Here is a 24132-nt window from a genome sequence, read left to right on the forward strand (position 1 = left end):
CGCGCTCATTTCAGTCCGACATAAAACACGGTAGCGTTCGTTGCGTTTGCGTCAGTGATTCGCCCCATTGGATGAGCATGCTTCGAACAGATGACGCGCGCCCTCTCGCCTGTATTCAGGTCCGGCCTGTCCGGCTATAAACGCTTCCTTATGTGGGCGGCGGTTTTCAGCGTTTTCGTGAACACGCTGACGCTTTCAATCCCACTTTATACAATACAGGTTTTCGACAGGGTGCTTCCCAGCGGAAGCGGCGCGACCTTGCTCGTGCTGACCGTGGCGGTTCTTGGGGGAATTGCAGCAGCAAGCGCCCTCGAGGAAATCCGCGCACGACTGCTCGTCGCCCTGGGCGTGCAATTCGATGCGCAACTGTCCACGCAGGTCTTCGAGCGGCTGGTGGAGCGTGATGGCGAGACGTCGAACGCCACGAAGGGCGGGGCTGTCCGCGATCTGGATACGGTTCGCCACGCGCTGACGGGCAGCGCCATCATTTCGCTGTTCGATCTGCCCTGGACGCCGCTTTTTCTCTGCGCCTGCTTCTATCTTCACCCCGTTCTCGGCGTCATCTCGCTTGTCGGCGCGCTGACGGTGATGGGGCTCGCCGTACTCAACCAGATCCTGGTCGGTCAAAAGATCGGAACCTCCGGCAAGCTCACGGACGAGAGCTACCGGCTCACCGAGGGCGTGATCGGCAACGCCGAAACCGTGCGTGCCATGGGAATGCTGCCGCAGCTGTCGCGCCGCTGGGCCGACATCCGCGTGCGCGCAATCGGCATGCAGGCCGAGGCCAGCGCCCGTAACTCCGCAGTTTCGAGCGTTATCAAGTTCGTTCGCTACGCGTTACAGGTGATCATCATGGGCGCCGGCGCCTGGCTCGCGGTGGGGCGCGAGATCTCGCCGGGCTCGCTGTTCGCCGCGTCCCTCATCTGCACGCGCGCGCTTATGCCCATCGACCAGCTTGTCGGCGTTTGGCGGCAGATCCTCTCGGCTTGGGCGGCGCTTGGCCGCGTCGAGGAGGTTCTTGCCGTGCCGCTTCGCCCCAAGACGATGGAGTTGCCGGTTCCGGAGGGGCGGCTCTCGGTCGAAGGCCTCTCCTACACTGTTCCCGGCGCCCGCGCCGCAACTCTCAACGACATCTCGTTCTCGGTGAACCCCGGCGAAGCCCTTGGCATCGTGGGCCCCAGCGCGGCCGGAAAATCCACGCTCGCGCGCCTGATCGTCGGCGCAATTAAGCCGGGCGCGGGCAGCGTGCGGCTCGACGGCGCGGAAGTCTGGTCGTGGGGGCGCGCACAGTTCGGCTCCTTCACCGGCTACGTCTCCCAGAACATCGAGCTTTTCGAAGGCACCATTGCCGAGAACATCGCCCGCTTCCAGAAGGCGGATGCGGCCTCGATCGTGACGGCCGCGCGGCTCGCCGGCGTGCACGACATGATCCTCGGCTTCCCGAAGGGCTACGACACGCCGCTGCTGGCATCAGGTGTTCCGCTTTCTGGCGGACAACGCCAACGCATCGCGCTGGCGCGGGCCGTGTTCGGGGATCCGAAGCTCGTCGTTCTCGACGAGCCCAACTCGAATCTCGACAGCGACGGCGAAGCGGCCCTGCACAAACTGCTCGTCGCCCTCAAGGCACGGGGCACCACGGTCGTGATGATCGCACATCGCCCTAGCATTCTGGTTTCGCTTGATAAAGTTCTGGTTCTTACCAACGGCACGGTGGCCGAGTTCGGCCCCGTCGAGCGTGTCATGCCACGCATCGCGCCGGGCTTCCCGGTCGGTCAGAGACGCATCGGGGAGCGCGCATGAGACACGCCTTGGCCAAGCTCGAGCTGCTTCGGACGGAATACGCGCAGACCATCGCCTCGGATGCCTCCGCCGCGTCGCAAAAGGGCGATTCTCCTGCCGCGCCTCCGGCCGCACCGGCGGCGCCTGCCTCTCCGCACGCCGCGCTCGGCGCCGATTTCCGTGATGCGGGCCGCCTGATCAACGCCGGCCTTCTCATCGTCCTCGGCTTTTTCGGCTTTCTGGGCGGATGGGCTGCGTTGAGCTCGATCGAAAGCGCTGCCATCACCTATGGCGTTGTCGGCGCGGACGGAAACCGCAAGGCGGTGCAGCACATGGACGGCGGCATCGTGAGCGCCATCCTCGTGAAGGAGGGCGATCTGGTAAGCGCTGGCCAGGAGCTAATCAGGCTCGACCAGTTGCAGCCCCGGGCCGCCCTTGAAATCCAGAGCGCCGCCGTCGTGACGCAGTCGGCCGTGCTGGCGCGGCTCGAAGCAGAATCAGCTGGCCTTCCCCGCATCAACTTCCCGGCTTCTCTGACCGACCGGCGAAACGAGCCTGCCATCGAGCAGCTTCTGGTGTCCCAGGAACAGATTCTCGAAGCCCGGCGCAGTGCGAACGCGACGCAGGTTGGCACCATCCGCGAGCAGATCAAGCAGGCCCGCAGCCAAATCGACATCTTCAAGGCCCAGTCGACGGCGGTCGCCGAGCAGTACCGTATGATCCAGGAGGAGCTTGGCCCCAAGCAGATGCTCTACGACAAGGGCTACGCGACGAACTCGCCGGTGCTGCAGCTCAAGCGCGCCGCCGCAGCGCTTCAGGGGCAGCAGCAGGAGTATCAGGGCCACGTCACGCGTCTCGAGCATCTGATCGGTCAGCTCGAGAACCAAATCGTTCAAATCGAACGCGATTTTCGCGTGAAGATCGCACAGGAGCTCGAGGATGCGCGCACCAAGATTGCGGACGCGACCGAGCGGGAGCGGGTCGCCAATGACGTGCTGACACGCACGGTCATCCGCGCGCCGGTCAGCGGCCATGTGCTCGGTCTCTCCGTCAACACGGTGGGCGGTGTCATCGGAAAAGGGGAGCGCCTGCTGGAGATCGTGCCGGCCGAATCCGGGATCGTCATCAAGGCCCAGCTCCGTCCGAGCGACGCGCTCGACGTGCACGAGGGCATGCGGGCGGAGCTCAGGGTTCTGACTGCCCAGGGCCGCAAACTTCCGGTCGTACACGGCACGGTGCGCAACCGCTCGGCGGACGCGCGGCCTGATGCCGAAGGGCACGCGCTACTGTTCGACGTCAGCATCGACGTCGACCCAGCCGAGCTGAAGGCGCTCGGCGAGCTCAAGCTGACGCCCGGAACGCCGGTCGAAGTGATCATCCCGACAGGCTCGCGCACGGTTCTTGAGTACATGCTCGACCCCGTATCGCAATCCATGCGTCACGGACTGCGCGAGAAATAACGACAGCGACCCGAACTCGAAGAGACCAGGTGGGGACAGACCGATGGAAGCACTGATACTTTGCGGCGGGCTCGGCACGCGCCTGCGCGAGGAGACGGAATTCAAGCCGAAGCCGATGGTCGAGGTCGGCGGCAAGCCGATGCTCTGGCACATCATGATGCACTATCGCCATCATGGCGTCGGGCGCTTCGTGCTCTGCCTCGGCTACAAGGGCGATGCGATCCGCGATTATTTCGTGAACTATCACCATCGCGCGCACGATCTCGAGATCGACATCCGCACGGGCGGCATCTACGCGCGGCGCACCTCGAACTCGGAGCTTCTGGACGCGCGCGTCGTGCTGGCGGAAACCGGTCTCGAAAGCCTCACAGGGCGGCGCATCCTGAAGGCTCTCCCGCATATCGAGGGCGATACCTTCCTCGCCACCTACGGCGACGCAGTGGCTGACGTCGACATCGACGACCTGATCGCCACGCACAAGCGCATGGGCCGCCTCGCGACCGTGACGGCCGTTCACCCCTCCTCGCGCTTCGGCGAGCTTGCCATCGACGACGGCATGATCACCAGCTTCGCAGAGAAGCCGCAGGTAACGCAGGGCTGGATCAACGGCGGGTACTTCGTTTTCAACCGCCGCGCGTTCGATCTCCTCGATCCGGACCTCAACGAGCCGCTGGAGACGGGGCTTCTGGAGCGCCTCGCCAAGATGGGCGAGCTTGCCGTGCATCAGCATGGCGGCTTCTGGCAGTGCATGGACACCTATCGCGAGATGCAGCTCCTCAACGACATGTGGTCGTCGGGCAAGGCGCCGTGGCGGGTGTGGAACTAAACGGATGAGCACGGCGCCGCTGTCGCACACATTCTGGGCCGGGCGCCGCGTCTTCGTCACTGGCCATACCGGTTTCAAGGGCGGCTGGCTGATGGGCGTGCTCCGCCGTCTCGGCGCGGAGCCGTCGGGCTATGCGCTCGCTCCGCCTTCGAGCCCCAATCTCTTCGACGTGGCTGGCGTCGGCTCGCTCGGCGGCTCGACGATCGGCGATATTCGCGATGGGGCGCGCCTCAACGCGGCCATGGCGGCGGCCGATCCCGAGATCGTGTTGCATCTCGCCGCGCAAGCCTTGGTGAGACCTGCCCGGGCCGAGCCGGTCGAGACCTTCTCGACGAACGTGGTCGGCACAGCGCAGGTGCTGGACGCCGTGCGGCAGACGCCGGGCGTCAAAGCCTGCGTCGTGATCACCAGCGACAAGGTCTACGACAATGTCGAGTGGCCGTGGGCCTATCGGGAGCCGGACCGGCTGGGCGGCAAGGAGCCCTATGGCGCAAGCAAGGCCTGCACAGAGATCGTGGTCGAGTCCTATCGCGCCTCCTATTTCTCGGGCGACGGACATCGCGCAGCGCTGGCCACCGCGCGCGCGGGTAACGTGATCGGCGGCGGCGATTGGGCCGAGGACAGGCTGATCCCCGACGCGGTACGTGCCTTTACGGCGGGCGAAGCGCTTCTCATCCGCAATCCGTCCTCGGTGCGCCCCTGGCAGCACGTGCTGGAGCCGCTTTCGGGCTATCTGCGGCTAGCGGAGGCCCTGTTCGAGGCCAGCAAGCTTCCCCAGCCGCTGGCGTTCAATTTTGGACCGGCCCAAGACGATGCGGTGCCCGTACGCGTGATCGCCGACGAGATCTCCGCTCGCTGGGCCGATGGCGCCCACTGGCGGCACGACACGCGCTACCAGCCTTACGAAGCCCGCCTGCTCGAGGTCGACAGCGCGAAGGCCCGCTCCGCCCTCTCCTGGCGGCCGCGATGGCGCCTTTCCGAGGCGCTCGACCGGACCATAGACTGGTACAAGGCCTACACGGGCGGGCAAGATATGCGCGCTTTCACCCTTCGGCAGATCGACGAGTATCTCAATGGCTGACACGACCCGCACCCTGCCCTGCCGTGCGTGTGGCACGCCGCTCCGGCACGTGTTCGTGGATCTCGGGATGTCACCAGTCTCGAACGCCATGCGGCTTCCGGCGGAGGCGCATCTGGCTGAGGCCTTCTATCCGCTGCGCACGTTCGTGTGCGAAGCCTGCAAGCTCGTGCAGATCGAGGACGTGCAACCGGCCGAGACGCACTTCCACGGCTCCTACACCTATTTTTCCTCCTACTCGAAATCCTGGCTCGAGCACGCGCGGCGCTATGCCGAGATGATGACATCGCGGTTCGGGCTTGGCCCCTCGTCGAAGGTTGTCGAGGTCGCGAGCAACGACGGCTATCTGCTGCAATACTTCAAGGCGCAGGGTATCCCGGTGCTCGGCATCGATCCGGCCGCCAACTGCGCGGAGGTGGCGGAGCGCGAGCGCGGCATCCCGACGCTCGTGCGCTTCTTCGGCGCGGCGACGGCACGAGAGGTTGCGGAGAGCGGGAAGGCGGACGTGATCGCGGGCAACAACGTGCTGGCGCACGTGCCCGACATCAACGACTTCGTCAGCGGGCTCAAGCTGCTGCTGAAAGACAGCGGCGTGATCACCATCGAATTTCCGCACCTCCTGCGGCTGATCGAAGCCAAGTACTTCGATACCATCTATCACGAGCACTATTCCTACCTGTCGCTTCTGGCCGTCGAGCGGTTGTTCGCGCGTCACGGGCTCACGGTGTTCGACGTGGAGGAATTGCCGACGCATGGCGGAAGCCTACGCATCTTCGCGGGCCACACGGGCGCTACTCCCGCGGCCTCGGACCGGCTCATCGCATTCCGAGGCCGCGAGGCCAATGCCGGGCTCGACGATCTCGCGAGCTACGGCTCGTTCGCGGCCGAAGTGCGCCATGCCAAGCGGGCACTTCTCAGCACGCTCATCAGCCTCAAGGAGAAGGGCGCGCGGATCGTCGCCTATGGCGCGGCCGCGAAGGGCAACACGCTGCTCAACTACTGCGGTATTCGCGGCGATTTTCTCGACTATGCGGTGGATGCCAGCCCGCACAAGCAGGGGCTTCTGCTGCCCGGCACGGCGCTTCCCGTCCACGCACCCGAGCGGATCTTCGAAACGAAGCCCGACTACGTGCTGATCCTGCCCTGGAACCTCAAGGACGAGATCATCGGGCAGATGGCGGGCATTCGCGCCTGGGGCGGCCAATTCATCGTGCCCCTGCCCGAGCCGCAGATCATCCCATGATCTTCGAAGCGACCCCGCTCGACGGCGCCTTCGTGATCGTGCCGGAGCCGATCGCCGATACCCGCGGGTTCTTTGCGCGCCTCTTTTGTGCGACGGCATTCCGCGAGCGCGGTCTCGACCCGCACCTCGACCAGATCAGCATCTCCCACAACGTCGAAACCGGCACGGTGCGCGGGATGCATCTGCAGCGCCCGCCCGCCGCCGAGACGAAACTCGTGCGCGTGACGGCTGGGGCCATCTTCGACGTCATCGTGGATGTGCGGGCCGGCTCCGCCACCTACGGACGCTGGTTCGGAACGGAGCTTTCGGCCGCGAACCGCAAGCAGTTGTACATTCCCAAGGGCTTCGCGCACGGCTTCCAGACGCTCGCGCCCGCGACGGAGGTCACCTATCACATCTCCTGCGGCTATGCGCCCGAGCACGCCACGGGGCTCTGCTACGACGATCCGGACCTCGCCATCACGTGGCCACTCGGCCAAGCGGCGGTGATCTCGGATCGCGATCTCGCGTGGGCGCCGTTCCGCGATTTCTCTCCCGTTGCGGCCAGCCATGACTGACGCAGCCCGCCCGAGAGCCACCGTTTTCGGCGCCAATGGATTCGTAGGACGCGCGCTCGTCGATCACCTCACGCGCGCGGGCTACGACGTGCGCGCGCTCGTGCGCGGGGATGCATCCTGGCGCGGCGCGGAGCTGGGCCACGCCTTCTACACCATCGGCCTCACCGCGGACTTCCGCTCTCGCCCGTTCGAGACCATAGACGCGCACGTGAGCCTGCTCACTGAGATCCTGCGCGGCTGCCGGTTCCAGTCGTTTGTCTATACGTCCTCGACGCGCGTCTATGGCCCGGCAGCCTCAACGGACGAGCTGGCGCCGATCCCCGCTTCGCCCGCCAATCCGGATCATCTCTACAATCTCTCGAAGCTGATGGGGGAGGCGGCCTGCCTCGGGTCCGGCCTCGCGACTGCGCGCGTCGCCCGGCTCTCGAACGTGTTCGGGGCCGATCTCGCGTCGCAGAACTTCCTGACATCGGTGCTGCGCGAAGCGGCCGAGACGGGCTCCGTTCACCTCAAGACCAGCCTCGCCTCGGCGAAGGACTACGTCTGGGTGGGCGATGTGGTACGCGCGCTCGAAGCGATCGCGGTGCGCGGCAGCGAGCCGATCACCAATGTCGCGTTCGGGCGCAACATAACGCATCGGGAAATCATGGAGCGGATCGAGGCCGAGACGGGTACCGCGATCTCTGTGGCGCCAAACGCGCCGACCGTCACCTTTCCCGAGATCGAGACGCGCCGTCTCGACGCGCTCGGCATCACCGGGCGAAGGCCGCTCGTCTCCATGATCGGGGAGCTTGCGGCAGCCTTCAAAGGCTAGACTAAGGCTGTCGCAGTCTAATTCCTGTCTTCCGGCAGCGGCGGAAGCGGGAAGAAGGGGATGCCGTCCTCGGCCAACTCCTTTGCCTCCTCAGCGGAGGCTTCGCCATAGATGCCGCGGGCCGGGCTCTCGTCGAAGTGGATGCGGCGCGCCTCCTCGGCAAATCGCCCGCCGACGTACTCGGCCTTGGCGTGCACCTCCTCGCGGATCCTGCGCATCATCTGCTGCAGCTCGGCGGGTGGAAACTGCGCGTTCGACAAGGGGGCGGCCGGCGCGGGCGTCACCGGTGTTGCGTTGGCCTTCTCGGATTTGCGCGTGTTGACGGCGGGAGCCATGATGGCCTTGTCGACGGACGTGCTGCCGCAGGTGGGGCACACGATCTCAGCCCGGGCTGCTTGCTTCTCGTAGGCTGCGCCGCTCTTGAACCATCCTTCGAACTCGTGGCCGTCCTGGCACACGAGGCTGAACTTGATCATGACGCGACCTCAGCGGCCTTTCCATCCGCATGAACGACGTCGAACTTCCTGTCGTGCCGCAAAGACGGCACGCGTGACCGGACGTCCGCGATCATGGCCAAGTCTACATCCGCGAAAATGACCGAGGGGTGAACGCCGCCCTCGGCGAGCACCTGCCCCCAGGGGGAAACCACGAGGCTATGGCCGAAGGTTTCGCGGCCATGCTCGTGCAGGCCGCCCTGGGCGGCAGCGAAGACGAAGCATTGGGCCTCGATGGCGCGGGCGCGCAGCAGGGTGACCCAATGGGCCTCTCCCGTAAGACGCGTGAAGGCGGCCGGCACGGCCAGGAACGAGGCACCGGCGTGTGCGAGCGCGCGGTAGAGATAGGGGAAGCGCAGATCATAGCAGATCGAGAAGCCGATGCCGCCCCACGGCAGATCCGCGACGACGGCTTTGGTGCCGGGCTCGTAGTTGGCGCTTTCGCGGTAGACCTCGCCGTTCGGCAGGTCCACGTCGAACATATGGATCTTGTCGTAGCGCGCCGTCACCTCGCCCTTGGGCGAGATCAGGTATCCGCGGTTGGCGAGCTTGGCGTCGCTCGCCTTGATCACCATGGAGCCAACATGCAGCCAGATCGACAGCTCCTTGGCCAGATCGGCGAGCTGGCGGAGCCCGGCATTGGCGCTCTCCGGCTCGGCCACGGCGAACAGGCGCTCGCGGTCGAGCTCCATCAGGTTGGTGACCTCGGGGGTCTGGACGTAACCAGCCCCGCCACTTGCGGCCTCCCGGATGAGCGCGGCGGCATCGCGCAGGTTGCGCGCCACATCCCGCCCAGAACACATCTGGACCAGCCCTACCCGAAAGGACTTCGCGAGATTTGCCGTCGTCATATGCCCCGAGCCTTCGATCATTCGTGCCTTTAGAGCACTTTAGTGGCTCGCGCAGAGGAGGGGATCAAGCTTGCCGTTGCGCTCGAGGCACATCAGATCGTCGCAGCCGCCCACGTGCTGATCGCCGATCCAGATCTGCGGGACGGTGGTGCGCCCGCCGGCCTTGCTGGTCATCTCCGCCCGGAGCGTCGCCTTGCCCGTTACGTCGACCTCCTCGAAGGCCACGCATTTGGCGCGCAGCAGCTCTTTTGCCATGTGGCAATAGGGGCAAAGGATCGTGGTGTAGATCGTAACTCTGGCCATGTCTTCCAACGTTCCTCGACGGCCAACCTGGGTTGCACTCGGACGTTGCGTCTCTCTCGACGGGCGCGATACGCAGCCGACACCCATTTCGCAACGATTTGCGGCATTTTTCCAGCGTTGAGAACGGCTTTCAAGAGGGAATGACGCCCCTATCCGTCACCAAAGCGAGCGCCAGCACATCCACACGCGAAGCGCCAGCCCGTTTCAACGCCCGCGCGCAGGCGCCGACGGTCGAGCCGGTGGTGATAACGTCATCAATGAGCAGGATCTTGCGGCCCCGCACGCGATCCTCAAGCCTCCGAGGCACGGCGAAAGCGCCCGCCACGTTGCGCTGGCGCGCGGCCCGGGTGAGGCCGACCTGGCTCAAGGTCGCGCGCCTGCGCTCCAGCGCGAGCGGCTCATAGCCGAGCCCCGTCAGCCGGGCCACCTCCTGGGCCAGGATCGCGGCCTGGTTGAAACGGCGCACGAGCAGCCGGCGGCGCGCAAGAGGGACGGGCACGACCGTCTCACACTCGCCCACCACGTCGCGTCCGGCCTCCACCAGCCATTTGCCAAGCAGACGGCGCACGTCATGGCGATCGTGAAACTTGAGGGCGTGCACCAGGGCTCGCATGGAGCCGGTATGGGCCGCGATCGCCCGCGCCCGGTCGTAGGGAGGCGGATCCGCCGCGGCGGCTGCAGAAATCATGACACCGCCGGTGTCGAACGGCATGGGCAGGCCCAGGCGGTCGCAGAGGGGCGGGCGAATGAAGTCGATGTCGCGCCAGCAGCCCGCACACAGCGCGTCGTGGTCTCCAATCGGCGTCCGGCAGACCAGGCACACCGGCGGCATCAGGAGATCGGAGATCGCCGCCAGGACGCGCCGCAGCATTCCAGGCTCCCGCGCGGGGGCAGCGCCAGGCGGGCGCTCGCTCTCCTCATCCAGGCCTGCTTCCGACATGACCGGCCTTCCAAACCTCTGTCCCCGAGCGGACTGTGCGTCAGATTGGGCAAACTTGATAGGTCGCTGTTCTGATAGATTGAACGGGATATCACGGTGCAACCGCCCCAACGAAGGCTCCTTTCACGCGCATGCCCGACGACGCCCCCATCTTCGATACTCGCCTGCTCACGGAGCGGCGCAACCGGGCCGCCGCCTCGGCTCGCGCGCATGACTTTCTACTGCGCCGCGTCGCGGAGGACTTCGCCGAGCGGCTGGCCATCGTGCGGCGCTCCTTCCCCGTGGCGCTCGATCTCGGGTGCCATCACGGCGTGCTGGGGCGGGAGATCGGGGCCGCGGCGTCCGTCGGCCGGCTCATCTCGCTCGATCCGTCGGAAGCCATGCTGGCCCAGGCGGCCCCGCCGCGCGTCGCCGGGCAGCTCGATGCCCTGCCGTTCGCGGAGGGCTCGCTCGACCTCGTCGTGTCGGGCCTGTCGCTCCATTTCGTGGACGACCTTCCCGGAGCGCTGATCCAGATCCGCCGCGCGTTGAAACCGGACGGGTTGCTGCTCGCCGCGCTGCTCGGCGGTCGGACGCTCCATGAGCTGCGCGAGGCTTGGCTTCTCGCGGAGGACGAGGTCGCAGGCGGCGCATCGCCCCGCGTGGCTCCGTTCGCGGACGTGCGCGACCTGGGCGGCCTCCTGCAACGCGCGGGGTTTGCGCTGCCCGTCTCGGATTCGGACGTTGTCTCGGTGACCTACTCCGACCCGCTGGCCTTGATGCGCGACATCAAGGGCATGGGCGCGGCCAACATGCTGACCGCGCGGCGGCGCGTTCCGGTAACGCGGCGGCTCCTGATGCGAGCTTGCGAGATCTACGTCGAGCGCTTCGGTCTCGACAACGGCCGCGTGCCGGCGACGTTCGAGATCCTGACGCTGACGGCGTGGACGCCACACGAGAGCCAGCAGAAGCCCTTGAAACCCGGCTCAGCGAAGACACGGCTCGCGGACGTGCTCGGCGTGCCGGAGCGAAAGGTCTAGAGCCTGCGCACCATGAAGCGCGCCTCGTCGTCGTAGCTCTTGAGCTTCGCATCGAGTGCGGGATCGGCAACGATCTCGAATCCGAAGCGGCTCCAGAACGGGCCAGAGCCGTTCACAGCGACCAGCGACACGTTGGAAAATCCGCTCTCCCTCGCATGGTCGAGGACGGCTTTGGCAATGGCGGACCCGGCGCCGGATCCGCGTGTCTCCGGCAGCAACGCGAAGTCGTGGATGTAGTACGTCGTCGGGCTCTCGGGCAGCGCCTCCAGCATGACGTTGAGCGCGGGCGGCTTTCCGTAGTGCCAGGGATGCGTAATCGCGTAGGCCGTGGCGTTGCCGTCCTGCTCCAGGATGGCGCATCCGGCGGGATAGAGCGCGAGACGCTCGGACAGCACCGCATCGTCCTCCGGATAATCCACATGCACCCGGTCGGCGATGGCGACGACGGCGGGCACGTCTGCTTCCGTCATCGGGCGCCACACACCCCGCTCGAGCTTTACGCGCATCGTCACTCTCCTATCCCAAGAGATCGCGCAGCCAGGGAACCAACGGGGCATCGGCCGGCGGCATCGGATAATCCGCGAGGCGCTTTGCCCGCACCCACGCGACCTCCTGTCCCTCGCGAGGGGTGATCTCGCCGTCCCAATTGCGGCAGAGGAACAGCGGCATCAGCAGATGGAAGTCCTTGTAGGCGTGGCTCGCGAAGGTGAAGGGCGCAAGGCACGTCTCGCAGACCTCGATGCCAAGCTCCTCCATCAACTCACGGCGAAGCGCCTGCTCCGGCGTCTCGCCCGCATCAACCTTACCGCCCGGAAACTCCCAAAGGCCCGCGAGCTGCTTGCCCTCCGGGCGCTTGCAGATGAGGACGCGATTGTCAGGGTCGACCAGTGCGGCCGCGGCCACGAGCAGAATTGGTTTCGTCATGAGGTGATTTGGACCTTGTGCGGGCACCGCCGCAGCCTATAGAGGAGGGCATGGGATCGACACTTCTTGCGCTCGGACACTATGCGCCCGAGCGGCGCGTGACAAATGCGGAAATCGAAGCGCGGCTCGGCGTCGAGACCGGCTGGAGCGAGCGGCGCACGGGGATTCGCGAACGCCGGTTCGCCGCGCCTGACGAGGCCTTGTCGGACCTCGCGGTGAAGGCCGGCGAGATGGCCCTGGCGAAGGCCGATTTCGACCGGGCGAGCCTGGGCCTCGTCGTGCTGGCGACTTCTACGCCGGATCATCTTCTGCCCCCATCGGCTCCCCTGGTCGCACATCGGCTCGGCGCGACCGGAGCCGGAGCTATCGACATGGCGGGTGCCTGCGGCGGGTTTCTCTACGCGCTCACATTCGCGGACAGCTTCGTCAAGCTGCATCAGGCGCCTGCGCTCGTCATCGCGGGCAATATCCTATCGCGCCGCCTGAACCTCGACGATCCGACCAGCGCGCTGCTGTTCGGAGACGGCGCGGGGGCGGCGCTGCTCGCTCCTTCGGCACGGGCAACGTCCGGCGTCCGCGGCGTGCACCTCGCGTCCGACGGTTCTGCCTACGACCTGATCAAGATTCCCGCTGGGGGAAGCCGGCGGCCGTTTGCCGATGGTCTGGAGCCAGCCGCGACGCTGATGCAAATCAGCGACGGGCGCGCGGTATTCACACGTGCGGTGAAGATCATGACTGAGGCTTCGAACACAGCGCTCACGCGCGCCGGGCTTGCCATCGGCGACATCGACTACTTCGTGCCGCATCAGGCGAACGCGCGCATTATCGGCGCGGCCCAGCGGCAGCTCGGCGTACCGGACGAGAAACTGATCTCGACCGTTGCGCTCTACGGCAACAGCTCGGCGGCCACCATCCCGCTCTCGCTTTCGATCGCCGCGGAGGAGCGTGCGTTCCAGCCCGGCGAGCTGCTGCTGCTCGCGGCGGCAGGCGCGGGCCTCACGGGCGGCGCCGTCGTGTTCGAGGTTTAGAGCGCGATCATTTTCAATTGCATGAGGATCGCGCTCTCAGGTTTTACCGAGACCGATGATTCACGCTCCGGACTGATAGGGTCGGAAGCGATCATGGGTTTTCTTTGTTAGACTGATGATTCACGCTTCGGACTGATAGGGTCCGAAGCGATCATGGGTTTTCTTTGTTAGACTGATGATTCACGCTTCGGACTGATAGGGTCCGAAGCGATCATGGTCTAGCGAAGCCGGCGCAGATTGAGAGCGCGGGTCAACGCGTCGGAGGCGGTCTCGTCGTTGGTTGCCACAGGCCGTGGTGCAGGTTTCGGCGGCAGGAGCCCCGGCATCGGATTTTCGCGAGCGTGGGCTGCGAGGTCCTCAAGCAAGATTTCGAGCAGCGGCGCGGCAACATCCGCCGCGTGGACCTTCGTCGCCCACGGCTCGGAGCCCGAGCCGGTGCCGACCAGCACCACATACGAGTAGGCTGCGCCGTTGGCGAACTGGAGGCCCCCGGTGGTCCAGACGTCCACCGTCGCGTTGGGATCGGCGGTCACCTGCGTTCCGGTTTTCGCAAAGTGGAGGCGCAGGCCAGCGCGCCGCGCCGCGCACCAGGACGACAGGGATTTGAGCGTGCCCGCCGGCACGCCGCCGGCCGTGTAGCAGAGCGGCGCCGAGAGCAGGGATCGGAGCAGCGGCACGGCGCGGCGCTGAATCAGACGGTTCGGGATAATCGGCTCGCGCACATCTCCGTGCGCCACAGGCTCGTTCTCCACGCTCGTGTAATCGTAGCTCCGGACCAGCGTCGGCTCGCGCACCGGCGTGGCGCCGCGGCCGAGAAGCGACGCGAGGATCACCGCCGACATGTGATGCACCTTGCGCGGCGAGCCGGAAATCTGCCCCAGCACGACGGCCGTTGACGGAGGCGTTCCGTGACCGGACGCATCGGACGGCGGCATGGTGAAGCCGAAGCCTTCAATGAGCTTTCGCACGCGCTCCTGGCCTGCAAGCGCCGTGCGGTTGATGAGAGGGGCGTTGAGCGAGCAGGCAAAGCTCACGATGGCGCGGCGGCCGAAGCGGCCGTTGCCCTTGGCGCACGTTTCGAGCCCGCGCTGCGGCGCCTCCGTATCGACGTAGAGGGAGTTCGTGGTGTCGCGCCCGCTGTTGGCGATGGCGATGGCCGCGATCATCTTTCCGGTGGAGGCAATCATGCGCGGATCGCGGCCGGGATCGTAGAGGCCGGTTGCCGCGTCGCGTGCGGCTGGCGCCCCGAAATAGGGAGCCGTCTCACCCGCCTCGTAGTAGCGCACGATCTCACCCTTTGCGTTGGCGGCGACGACCGTGATGGTGGGCTGCCTGCGATCGGGACCGGCGCGTGCGGGATCGAGGGTGTAGCCCGGATTGAGCTTCGGCTGCACGGCCGCATCGATGCGTGTAAGGCCCGCCTTGATCTTGTCGTGAAACGCGAGGTTGCCCGCCGCATCGAAAGTGGTGGTGACGCCGCGCACATGGTCGCGCCAGCCGAAGCCGTAGATCTCCTTCATCTCCTCGCGGAGGCCGAAGCGGGCCGCGGGCATCAAGGCGTTGGCGCGCGCAACGGGATTGGCCCGGGCGCGTTTCGCCTGGTCTGGAGCGTAGCGATCGAGCGCGGCCTGGAGCTTCGGCTTCACCTTGGGATCGGGCGGCCCTCCCGCCATGGCGATCAGCTCGAACAGAACGTTCTTCTTCTGCTCCTCGTCCTCGATGAGACTCTCCGCGCAGATGCGTGCGCGCACCTCGACGATGAAGCGCCAGCGGTCGAGGCGCACCTCGTTCAAGCGCTCGTCGCCTTTGAGCAGGATGATCGGCTTATTGACGGCCGAGGCCAGCACGAACTGCTCCGCGATGGAGAGCTCCGCCGAATCCTTGCCGAACACGACACGGCTCGTCAGCTCGACGCCATGCAGAGGCGCGCCGCCCGTGCGCTGCGCAAGCCAGAGGTGGTTCGCCGCCCACTGCTTGAGCAGCGACGGGTCTCCCCCGCGTGTCAGCTCGTGATAGATGACAGGCGCCAGCCACCACTCCGCCAGCTTGCGCGAGAGCTTTGTCATGGCGCTCTCATTGCTGTGCGGCGGGGTGTTGTAGATCACGCGCACGAGCTGCATGGGCAGGGTCGACCCGCCGACGCCGAGGCTCGGCCGATGCAGCGCCAGGGACCGGCGCACCGACGAATACGGGATCTTGAGAACGCCCGCGAGGTCGATGCCGAACGGGTTCAGCCAGGTGCCGATGTAGCGGTCCTCGTGATGGACCAGGCATTGCCAGTAATAGGGCGGTACGTCGCGGACCGGGATCGACTTGTGGTCCGGGTTGGCGGTGTAGTCGCCGACGTCGATGGCGGCGTCGGTGTAGTTGACGTCGCGCTGGCTGTCGAGACGCGCATCGAAGGTGCCGGCGAAGCTTCCATTGGCGTCATAGATGGCGGTGGCGAGCCAGCGCTCGGCGTCGTAGCGGAGCTTCTCGCCGAGCAGATAGTGTCCCGCGATGCCCCGCAGCGGCGCGACCACATAGACCAGCACCACGGCGAACAGCACATAGGCCGAGGCTGCAACGGCGACGTAGCGCAGGGGGCCGAGACGGGGATTGAAGGCGATCCATTCGCTGAATAGGCTCGCGATCCGCATGGGAATGCTGATCACGAGCTCGCGCATATGGGCGAGAAGGCGAAGGATGAAAAGCATGACGCAACAGCGAGCTCACGGCGCACGGGCTCACTGTCGTACGGACCATTTATGGCGGAAGCTCGGGGGAAATGGGGCGCCGCTGCCGCTCAGCGAACGGCCGAGGATTGTACGAATGCGACATCACGCGGCTCCGATGGAGCAACGGACCACATTCCGAAACTGTCGGCTATTGCAGTTGAAAAGACCCGCCTTAGAGCCGGCTTCTTACATCGTATTGAGGAGGACGAAGAGTCCAACTCCGACGGCCGGGCCCAACAAGGTGGCCACAACAAGCATCAAGAATGATCTACCAAGCATAACACGACAAACCCCGCACTCAACTCGCCCACCCGCGAAGCCGCCCACTCCTCGCCGGTGTCTTCCGTGTTTCGCGATGACCCCTCAACCGCGAAACAAGAAGATAATACAACAACAGAAAAATTCCCTCACCCCTTAAGCCAAATTTTGCCACAATGTTATCTCGCGGCGGCGAGGTTGATTTGCTGCAATGCAATGCAGACGCTTTCTGCAGAGCTTTTCTTTTAATTTTTCAAATTATTGGGTGCAGCTACGGCAGGTGCCAGCACGCGCAAAAAAGCCAGTGGATCGCTCTTTGAACGCTCCGCTGGCCGAAAACTGACGTCTATCGTGATCTTTCTGCAACAGGTCTTTAGTCGAGGTTTTGTGCAAATGCGGGATATCTCGGGGATAACCCGGTGGATCCCTCAAGACGTACGGCGAGCACCCGACGAGCGCCCCAAAGCATCGAACAGGCGAAGCTGACGCTCGTCCTGCCCCTTCGTCTCGTGGGCAAGTTGCTCGATGCGATCGAAGGGCACCTGCTCGGCCTCGATGAGCGAGCGCTGCGCCTTCATGCTGCGCACCAAGCCTTCCTGCACGAGATGGAACTCGCCGACGGTCTGGCCGGGCAGAACCGCTGCGGGGTCCAACCCGCTCTCGCTCTGGAACGCAGCCTTGAGCTTCCTCAGCGCCGTGTCCTCGCGAACGCGGCCGATGAACCAGCTCGTGATCTGGTCGCGCGATTTGTAATCGAGGTCGCCCGGCGACTGAGTGGCCAGCATCAGGCCGAGACCTGCGGAGCGGGCGCGCTTCAGCAAGCTTTGCAGCGGCTCGGCCGTCGCGGGCTTGGCGTTGGCCGGGATGTAAAGATCCGCCTCGTCGAACATGACGACGGCCTGCAACTCGTCGTTCGGGTTGCGCTGGCAGAAGCGTAGCGCTTCCGAGAGGAACTGCGAGACCCAGAACAGGATGTTCTCATTGTCGCCGAGGAAGCCCGTGTAGATGATCGAAAGCCGCGTGCGGCCGTCGCGGGCGAAGGGTCCGATGCCGAGCAGGCTGTCCATGCGCAGGCTTTCGCCGCCGCCCTCGAAGAGCGCCGCGTTGCGATGGCGGAGGCTGTCGAGCTGTGCGACGAGGTCGCGGCGGATCTTGCCCGACGGATCCATGCGCTGCGTGAGGTCGGTCAGCTCCGCATCCTCATCCTCGAGCAGCGCAATGAGATCGGCCAGCGTCACCTCGCGGCTGTGGCGGGAGCCCAGGATGCGCAGTGCGACCGACAGCGTTCCCGACTGCTTCTGGTGGGTCGCCGAGTTCTTGAGATGCAGCATGTCGCCGAGAGCGGCGGCCGACAGGTTCGCAAGCAACTGCTGCTCGTGGTCGGGCAGCTCGTTGATGCCGTTGGGCAAAAGCGTGATCGAGATCGGCCGGCCGGAGGAGCGGCCCGGCGTATAGACCGCAACGTCGATGGCATCGGCCAGACGCTCGCGCTCGCCGCGGCGCTCACCGAACTCGTCGTCGTTGGCCCGCCAAACGTCCGGGTTCGCGTAGCTGCAAAGATCGCCCTTACGGTCGATCAGGACGGCCGGAATGCCCTTCAGGAGAAGCTGCTCGATGAGACACAGCGCGAGCGTGGTCTTACCGGAGCCGGAGCCGCCGAGCACGGCCGCGTGCCGCTTCAGCACGTTCATGTTGAGTGTCACGGGCTTGCCGCGGGCACCGATCTCACGTCCTGCGAAGATGCTGGTGCCGTTGGTGCCGGTCTCGTCCAGGATGACGGAAAGCGGCAGCTCGTCGTCGTTGGCGGGAAGCGGCTCGGCCTCGCCGGTGAGAGACCACGGCGGCGGGAGCGCGGGATCGGCGGCGCGCGGCTCGGCGCGCGCGGTCACCGCTGCATCGGCCACGGGCTCGACCTCGCGGGCAATGCGCGGGAGCGTTCGGCCGAGCAGATCGAGGCGCAGCACGCTGATAATGGAGATGATGTTCGAGAGCAGCTTGGCGTCCTCGAACCAGGCTTGGAAGCCGGGGTCGTTCTTGTAGTGGGCGTAGAACTCGCGCACCATCATCATCCGCTCCCACTCGGGGATCGGGATGGTGAACAAGCGCCCGCCGCCCTCGCGGAACTTGCGGAAGGCCTGAGCCGTCTGGTTCTTCTTGTTCGGCGGATAGTCGCTGGCGCGCAGCATCACGCAGCTCTTGCCCGCCGTCATCGGCAGCACCTTGTCGAGCTGACGCTTGAGGCCACCGCCCTGGGTGGTGCGGTTACACAGGAACACGCGCGTCTCGCTCATGTGGCCCGACTTGTGGCTCACGCGGAGATCGACGGCCGGCACCTCGTCCGAGATTTCGAGACGGCCTACGGCGAGCTTGATGGCGCCGCCCCACTCGTCCTTGGCGAGCGCGAGCGAGGTCGCGAACACGTCCATCAGCTCGTTCTCGTCGGACGGGATCTCGGCTTCCGAAGCTGCCTGGAAACGCTCCCACGCATCGCGATAATCGACGGACGGCGACAAGGGCCGCGCGGTGTCGCCCTCTGCGCCGCCGAAGATGCCGCCGAGCACGGACGCGAGCGTCGACGTCCAGGAGCCTGACGGATCGGCCTGATCCTCATCGCCTTCCGGCGCGGTCTTGTCGCGCAGGCGGCTCTGGGCGTGCTCCAGAAGACGGCGCGTGGAAAGACCGCCGAACTCCTCGAAGAAGTCGGGGCCGAAATACTGCGCGGGATCGGGGAAATCCAATCCGGCGCCCTGCTCCGCGATATGCTCGAGGCGCTTTGCGATGATGAGGCGCGCCTCCTCCGGCGTGCGGCTTTCGAGCAGCGGCACGGGACCAGACTTCTCGATGCGATCCACGTAGGACTGCGCGAGAACCCCGCGCACCTGTCCGTAGAAATCCTCGAGGCAGGAAATGATGATGATGGCGTTCGGGAGCCGGTTGGCGATCTGGATGAGATCGCGGGCGGCGCGCTGGAAACGCTCCTCCGCGTCATCGAAGAAGCGCAGATCCTCGACCTGGTCGATGGAGAACACGAGGGCTGCCCGCTCTACCGTCCACATCAAGGTGCCGAGCGCGGTGATGATCTCGAACGCACGATCCTCGCCCGTGTTGGGATCGAGGGCAGCGACAGCCTCACGTGCCAGCGGCGTCAACTGCCGCGCGAACAGGTACTGGCGGATGCGCTGATCGATGCGCGGGTCCTTGCGCTCGAGATAGAGAAGCGCGCGGACGATGTTGATGTCGAGTTCGAGGTCGCGGAACTTGGGGCTCGCCACGATCTCGTCGGCGAGGCGCAGCACGAGGCTCGCCAGCTCCTCGTCGGAGAGGGCGCCTTCGGTCAGCTCTTTGAGGCTCGCCTTGGGCAACACCTCGGAGTCGTTGACGAGGTGCGCGGTCAGACGCGCAAGGCCGCTGATCCCCTCGTTGTCGGGATCATAAGGCTTCTCCAGCGAGTGGATGAGGCGGCGCAAATAGTAGTCAGCGTAATTCGACACGTCGGGCGTCATCTGGGCATAGCCGAAGTAGGCCTTGCCTTCGCGATGCGCGGTTGTGCGGAGCGCACGCAGGAGATGCGTCTTGCCGGCACCGGACTGGCCGTGGAACAGCAGGATGCGCGATTGCGTGGCCGCGCCGTTGCGGCCGGTCGTAACCTGAGACAGGAGGTCTGCGAACTTGCGGCGCGCCTTGACATGCACCTCGGGAACGTCGACGGGATCGGCCCGCCAGATGTCTTCCTCCCAGGTGATGCTGTGCTCAAAGGCCTGAGACAGCTTGTCCACGGCCCCGGCCTCGACGGCTTCCTGATGCATGCGTCAACGGTCTCCAACAACGCAAATCGGTGACGGCGGGCTACTCTTCCACCCGCACGAAATGCCAGACAGTATTCTTGTAGGGAACAGCCGAGCTCTCGAGATCCGGGATGCTCTTCTTGTCCTTGAGATCGGCGTTGGCGAGCACGAGCGCACCCAGACGATGCGCCTCCGCCAACATGCATTTGAACTCGATCTCGGAAACCTGCCACGAGGGCTGGCTCGCGCGAATCGCATCCCACACGTGCGAGATAAAGGCCTTACGGCTGCCTGGCCAGCCCTCGGCGCGCGCAGCGGCCGCCTTCTTCACCGCCCGCGCGAACTCTGTGAGATCCGGACGAGAGGACGGCACGACCTTCGGCGCAACGGCCGCAGGCGCCACATCGTTCGCCACCTCAGCCAGCGCGGGCGCCGGCTCCGTCACGCGGACGGGCATGGACGCGCGCTCGGCGTCAGGCGTCGGAATTTCAGCCGACCCCGCTTCCAGCGCACGGGCGCCGAGGCCTCTCAGCACGCCGGTGCGGAGACCTTCGAGCGTGGATTCCTTTGCGCCCGCATATTCGGCCGCAAGCTCCGAGATGAGCTTGGCGTCGGTCGTGAACGCGCGCGGGCTCTGCGACAGCTGGCCGGCGAGCAAGCGCCCCGCCTTGGCGGAGAGCGCGGAGCCCTTGCCGAAGCCCGCCTTGATGCGGTTGCCGAACGCCCGCTCCAGAGCCACGACTGCGAGCTGCGCGCGGAGCTTGGTGGGCGGCGGGTTCTTCTTCACCGAGAGCCCGAAGGCCTTCTGTACGATGATGGTGCGCAAGCCCTCCACGCGCGCCAGCGGCTTGAGGCGGGCCGCCGTCTCCTTTTCGAGACCGAGGCCCTTGGCAACCAGCATCACATCGCGAAGCTCGGACCAGGGTGCCGGCTGAAGGCTCTTCTGGCCGAGATAGCGGGCGGCTGCGAGCGTGCCGATCTCCGTCGGCGCGAGACGGTTCTTGGTCTCGGCGAGCAGGCCATTGGCGATGAGCTGGCCGATCTCCTTCTCGGCGAGACGGCGCCAATCGGCAGGCGAGAGCTTGTGCGTGAAGAACGGGGCGAGATCGGAGGCAACCTCGGCGCGCGTTGCGCCGCCGGAAGCCGCCGTGCGGACGAGAACGAGGTGTCCGACCGCCGTCGCGCCTCCGCGCCGCGGCCCTGCGAGGGGAGCACCGCTGCCAAGCGCCGACATTTCGCACGCCTCCTTATGGGCCTCAGGTTGCAAGATGCCGTACGCGCGAATCAGCGGCCTGATTCCGACAGTTTGTCGGAGAGCGCCTTGAGTTCCAAGGGATTCAGGGGCACCCATCGCTCATTTTTGCCGAGTTGTAGCCCCCAATCCTCGCCCCTGGGGCCGCTCACCCCGCAAGTGGCTCGCGAGGCTCGACAACATCTGCCTTTCGCCGCGCCGCTGCCCAATTGGCGTCACCTTCATTGGCAAAATAGCGGATGGATTTCGGGGGATGCACGGAGGCTCTGGGATGCTCCGTTGATGGGGCAACTCAAAGGCGACGTGGGTGGGACACGAGCCGGCTTTTTCTCGTCCGGCCACGATCACCGTCATTCCCCTGAGCACCTAACCGGGTAAACCCCGTCTTAGTGTTAACGGCGAGTTAACTCCTTACTGCGATGTTGGCTCCTCAGTACCGCGCGTCCACTTGCGGGAGTTACGGGAATGTATCGCGTCGCCCTATTTGCCGTTCTCGCGGCCTCACTCGGTCTCGGAGCTTGCAGCCTCAACACGGCTGGCATCTCCTCGGGTTATAACGATCTCGGCACAACAGCTTCGCTCGATCCCTCCAGCGGATCGCGCAAGTCGACCACCACCGGCTCCATCGACCGCAGCTCCCGCTCCTCGCTCAGCGGCGGCACCCAGGTTGCAGCTCTCGCTCCCGACAAGGCGCCCAAGGGCTCCTACGAAAAGGCCCCCGTTGGCGCGCTCGCTGACCGCGACTACTCGGCGACGGCGCTCGACGCCGAGAAAGCACGCGATCTGATCAACCAGTACCGGAAGGACAACGGCCTCAAGCCGCTACAACTCAACGCGTCGCTCACCGATGCCGCGAAGGAGCACAGCCGCGACCTCGCGAAGTGGGACCGGATCTCGCACTACGGCTCCGACGGCTCTAACCCGTGGGACCGCGTCAAGCGGACAGGCTACAAGCCGCGGCTCGCCGCCGAGAACGTCGGCACGGGGCAGATCTCGTTCAACGAGGTGCTCAAGGGCTGGAAGGAAAGTCCTGGTCACAACAAGAACCTGTTGCTGACCGATGCGCGCGAGATGGGCCTCGCGCTGGTTCAGGATCCCAAGACGGAATTCAAGTCGTTCTGGACGCTGGTAATCGGCACGTCGATGTAGCGCGCCGCGCCTCCGCCCAGTCGCAAAAAAACAACCTCGACTTCTGGCGTGTCTAGGTCCCGGCCTTCGCCGGGATGACGTTTGTTTTGTAGAACCCCACGGCCCAAACTCAACGTCACCCCGATGAAGATCGGGGTCCAGGCAAGCATCCACCGGCTCAACAAGCGGACGCGCGCCTACCTCGAAACGTGTCGTGGGTGCCGGCCTTCGCCCAGTCGCAAAAAAACAACCTCGACTTCTGGCGTGTCTAGATCCCGGCCTTCGCCGGGATGACGTTTGTTTTGTAGAACCCCACGGCCCAAACTCAACGTCACCCCGATGAAGATCAGGGTCCAGGCAAGCATCCACCGGCTCAACAAGCGGACGCGCGCCTACCTCGAAACGTGTTGTGGGTGCCGGCCTTCGCCGGGATGAGGTCAAAGTTCTGGGCACTCCACTTTAGGAACGGCGTTACGGCGAAGCCGTGCTGTGCACGGACGACGGCCGGGGTCCAGACACGGGCCGGTCGTGAAGAGAGCTATCGCGAGTTTGCCACACGCGACCTCTCCCGACGCAAGTCGATCAGGGGCGCTTGGCGGCCAGCGTGTCGTCCTTCAGCGTGAACTGCAGGAGTAGCGTGCGCTGAAGGAAGCGGTTGAAGTTGTCGTCCGACAGCAAAGTAACGACCGTCTCTCCGCGCGATCCCTGGGTGACAGCGAGCGCTTCGAGGTTGTCGATCTCCTTCGAGCTGTCCGCCTCCAGCAGCACCTCGCCAGCAGCCGTTCCACTTGGCTTCAGGCCTTCGGCCGCCAGGTGGCGCAGGCGAATCCGGACACCGTCGAACCAGCGGAAGCGGCGCTCCAGGATCAGCACACTACCATCGGCGAGACTTGCGGCGTCCGTGATGCCGTAGTCGCCGATGCCGGGCACCTTGAAGGTCTGCGGCTGCCCGCCGATCCAGATCCATCCGCGGTGCTGCTTCTCGCCCGGTAGCGGGTTCTCCGAGAAGGCGATCAGCGCACCCTTGTGCGGACCGCCGTCCAGAACCGTGATGCCCTCGATGCCGTCGCGGCGCATCCGTTTGGCGTCCGCCGGCATGGTGAGATAGCGCACCGGCGCGCCGATGCCGTTCTTGTCGAGGGGAAACTCGCCGATGCGATCGTTCTGCTCGAAAGCGATGTAGGCGGTGCCTTTCGCGGAGGTACCACTTGCGAGCGTGAGCGCTTCCGCATCGCGATCCCGGTTCTTGCGCAGCGGCTTTCCCTTGAGCGCCTTGAGAGCGCCGAGCCGCACGGACTTGAGCGCCTGAGGACGATCTCCGTCATAGGCGAGCGTGCCCGTGATCCAGGTTCCTGAATCCGAGACGGCGACGAGGCTCTTGCCGTCCTTGCCGAGGATGAGGCCCGACAGTCCGCCGAAATGCTCGGACGGCGAGGTGAGCACCAGACCGCCGCGCCATTCGAGGTAGCGGTTGCTCATCGGCTCGCCGTTCTTGGCGAAGGTCGCGATGGGCTTGGCCTGCACCTCTATCGGGTGTGGAGAGAGGGTGGCGGTATCAGGCTTCACTTGAGCCGACGCGGACGCCGCGGCGAGCAGCAGCGCGGCAGCGGCGAAAGCCAAAGCAGACGCGGATTTCATGCGTTGCATTTTTCCGAACCTGCCTTGGGTCATGGTGT

Annotated in this window: 20 protein-coding genes; 10 read left to right on the plus strand and 10 right to left on the minus strand. The window is 65.5% G+C overall.

What is annotated here, in order from left to right; genetic code table 11:
* The first annotated feature begins 90 nt into the window (after window positions 1–90).
* From F812_RS23115 to F812_RS23125, 7 genes are read left to right on the plus strand one after another with little or no spacing between them, the layout of a single operon-like run.
* The gene (locus F812_RS23115; protein ID WP_020085480.1) at window positions 91–1800 is read left to right on the plus strand and encodes a type I secretion system permease/ATPase; all 1710 of its coding nucleotides are present in this window, start codon (window positions 91–93) and stop codon (window positions 1798–1800) included.
* Complete coding sequence (locus tag F812_RS0108185) at window positions 1797–3239, plus strand: HlyD family type I secretion periplasmic adaptor subunit (RefSeq protein ID WP_083929126.1); 1443 nt, start codon at window positions 1797–1799, stop codon at window positions 3237–3239. Before F812_RS23115 ends, F812_RS0108185 begins: the two co-directional genes overlap by 4 nt.
* 43 nt (window positions 3240–3282) lie before the next feature.
* Entirely contained in the window at window positions 3283–4065 is a 783-nt protein-coding gene (locus F812_RS0108190; RefSeq protein ID WP_020085482.1) for a sugar phosphate nucleotidyltransferase, read from the plus strand.
* Between the two features lie 4 nt (window positions 4066–4069).
* Window positions 4070–5146 carry a CDP-glucose 4,6-dehydratase gene (gene rfbG, locus F812_RS0108195; RefSeq protein ID WP_020085483.1) on the plus strand — a complete coding sequence of 359 codons (1077 nt, stop codon included), beginning with the start codon at window positions 4070–4072 and terminating at the stop codon, window positions 5144–5146.
* A complete protein-coding gene (locus tag F812_RS0108200; protein WP_026867952.1) occupies window positions 5139–6386 on the plus strand; it encodes a class I SAM-dependent methyltransferase in 1248 nt (415 codons plus the stop codon). The genes rfbG and F812_RS0108200 overlap by 8 nt, the downstream gene beginning before the upstream one ends.
* On the plus strand, window positions 6383–6943 hold the full coding sequence (gene rfbC / locus F812_RS23120) for a dTDP-4-dehydrorhamnose 3,5-epimerase (RefSeq protein ID WP_020085485.1): 561 nt from the start codon (window positions 6383–6385) through the stop codon (window positions 6941–6943). Before F812_RS0108200 ends, rfbC begins: the two co-directional genes overlap by 4 nt.
* Window positions 6936–7757, plus strand: coding sequence for an NAD-dependent epimerase/dehydratase family protein (locus F812_RS23125; protein ID WP_020085486.1), 822 nt, complete (start codon window positions 6936–6938; stop codon window positions 7755–7757). The genes rfbC and F812_RS23125 overlap by 8 nt, the downstream gene beginning before the upstream one ends.
* A gap of 17 nt (window positions 7758–7774) precedes the next feature.
* On the opposite strand, the gene F812_RS0108215 is transcribed toward F812_RS23125, so the two are convergent.
* The 4 genes from F812_RS0108215 to F812_RS0108230 form a co-directional block, all read right to left on the minus strand.
* Complete coding sequence (locus F812_RS0108215; RefSeq protein ID WP_020085487.1) at window positions 7775–8233, minus strand: DUF1178 family protein; 459 nt, start codon at window positions 8231–8233, stop codon at window positions 7775–7777.
* On the minus strand, window positions 8230–9102 hold the full coding sequence (locus tag F812_RS0108220; protein WP_040498113.1) for a carbon-nitrogen hydrolase family protein: 873 nt from the start codon (window positions 9100–9102) through the stop codon (window positions 8230–8232). Before F812_RS0108220 ends, F812_RS0108215 begins: the two co-directional genes overlap by 4 nt.
* 39 nt (window positions 9103–9141) lie before the next feature.
* Window positions 9142–9405: a glutaredoxin 3 gene (grxC, locus tag F812_RS0108225; RefSeq protein WP_020085489.1), complete on the minus strand. Its 264-nt coding sequence runs from the start codon at window positions 9403–9405 to the stop codon at window positions 9142–9144.
* Between the two features lie 130 nt (window positions 9406–9535).
* Window positions 9536–10345, minus strand: coding sequence for a ComF family protein (locus F812_RS0108230; RefSeq protein ID WP_020085490.1), 810 nt, complete (start codon window positions 10343–10345; stop codon window positions 9536–9538).
* Between the two features lie 131 nt (window positions 10346–10476).
* On the opposite strand from F812_RS0108230, the gene F812_RS0108235 reads away from it, so the two are divergent.
* Window positions 10477–11364, plus strand: coding sequence for a methyltransferase domain-containing protein (locus F812_RS0108235; protein WP_020085491.1), 888 nt, complete (start codon window positions 10477–10479; stop codon window positions 11362–11364).
* On the opposite strand, the gene F812_RS0108240 is transcribed toward F812_RS0108235, so the two are convergent.
* Both F812_RS0108240 and mutT read right to left on the minus strand, forming a co-directional pair.
* A complete protein-coding gene (locus F812_RS0108240; RefSeq protein ID WP_020085492.1) occupies window positions 11361–11870 on the minus strand; it encodes a GNAT family N-acetyltransferase in 510 nt (169 codons plus the stop codon). The genes F812_RS0108235 and F812_RS0108240 overlap by 4 nt on opposite strands.
* 10 nt (window positions 11871–11880) lie before the next feature.
* The gene (gene mutT / locus F812_RS0108245; RefSeq protein ID WP_020085493.1) at window positions 11881–12288 is read right to left on the minus strand and encodes an 8-oxo-dGTP diphosphatase MutT; all 408 of its coding nucleotides are present in this window, start codon (window positions 12286–12288) and stop codon (window positions 11881–11883) included.
* Window positions 12289–12338: 50 nt separating this feature from the next.
* On the opposite strand from mutT, the gene F812_RS0108250 reads away from it, so the two are divergent.
* Window positions 12339–13316 (plus strand): beta-ketoacyl-ACP synthase III, encoded by a 978-nt coding sequence (locus F812_RS0108250; RefSeq protein WP_020085494.1) that lies wholly within the window; start codon window positions 12339–12341, stop codon window positions 13314–13316.
* Window positions 13317–13534: 218 nt separating this feature from the next.
* On the opposite strand, the gene F812_RS0108255 is transcribed toward F812_RS0108250, so the two are convergent.
* The 3 genes from F812_RS0108255 to F812_RS23130 all read right to left on the minus strand — a co-directional run bounded on the left by F812_RS0108255 (window position 13535) and on the right by F812_RS23130 (window position 21310).
* Window positions 13535–16012, minus strand: coding sequence for a transglycosylase domain-containing protein (locus F812_RS0108255; RefSeq protein ID WP_020085495.1), 2478 nt, complete (start codon window positions 16010–16012; stop codon window positions 13535–13537).
* Between the two features lie 707 nt (window positions 16013–16719).
* Entirely contained in the window at window positions 16720–20097 is a 3378-nt protein-coding gene (locus F812_RS0108260) for a helicase HerA-like domain-containing protein (RefSeq protein WP_020085496.1), read from the minus strand.
* Window positions 20098–20137: 40 nt separating this feature from the next.
* The gene (locus F812_RS23130; protein WP_020085497.1) at window positions 20138–21310 is read right to left on the minus strand and encodes a hypothetical protein; all 1173 of its coding nucleotides are present in this window, start codon (window positions 21308–21310) and stop codon (window positions 20138–20140) included.
* A 483-nt stretch (window positions 21311–21793) separates the two neighbouring features.
* Here F812_RS23130 and F812_RS0108270 point away from each other — a divergent pair, with 483 nt between their 5' ends.
* Window positions 21794–22477, plus strand: a complete 684-nt coding sequence (locus F812_RS0108270; RefSeq protein ID WP_020085498.1) for a CAP domain-containing protein — start codon at window positions 21794–21796, stop codon at window positions 22475–22477.
* A gap of 561 nt (window positions 22478–23038) precedes the next feature.
* Here the strand turns inward: F812_RS0108270 and F812_RS23135 are convergent.
* Window positions 23039–24094, minus strand: coding sequence for an esterase-like activity of phytase family protein (locus tag F812_RS23135; protein ID WP_020085499.1), 1056 nt, complete (start codon window positions 24092–24094; stop codon window positions 23039–23041).
* Window positions 24095–24132 lie beyond the last annotated feature (38 nt).

Origin of the sequence: Hyphomicrobium zavarzinii ATCC 27496, assembly GCF_000383415.1 — a bacterium.
GTDB lineage: Bacteria > Pseudomonadota > Alphaproteobacteria > Rhizobiales > Hyphomicrobiaceae > Hyphomicrobium_C > Hyphomicrobium_C zavarzinii.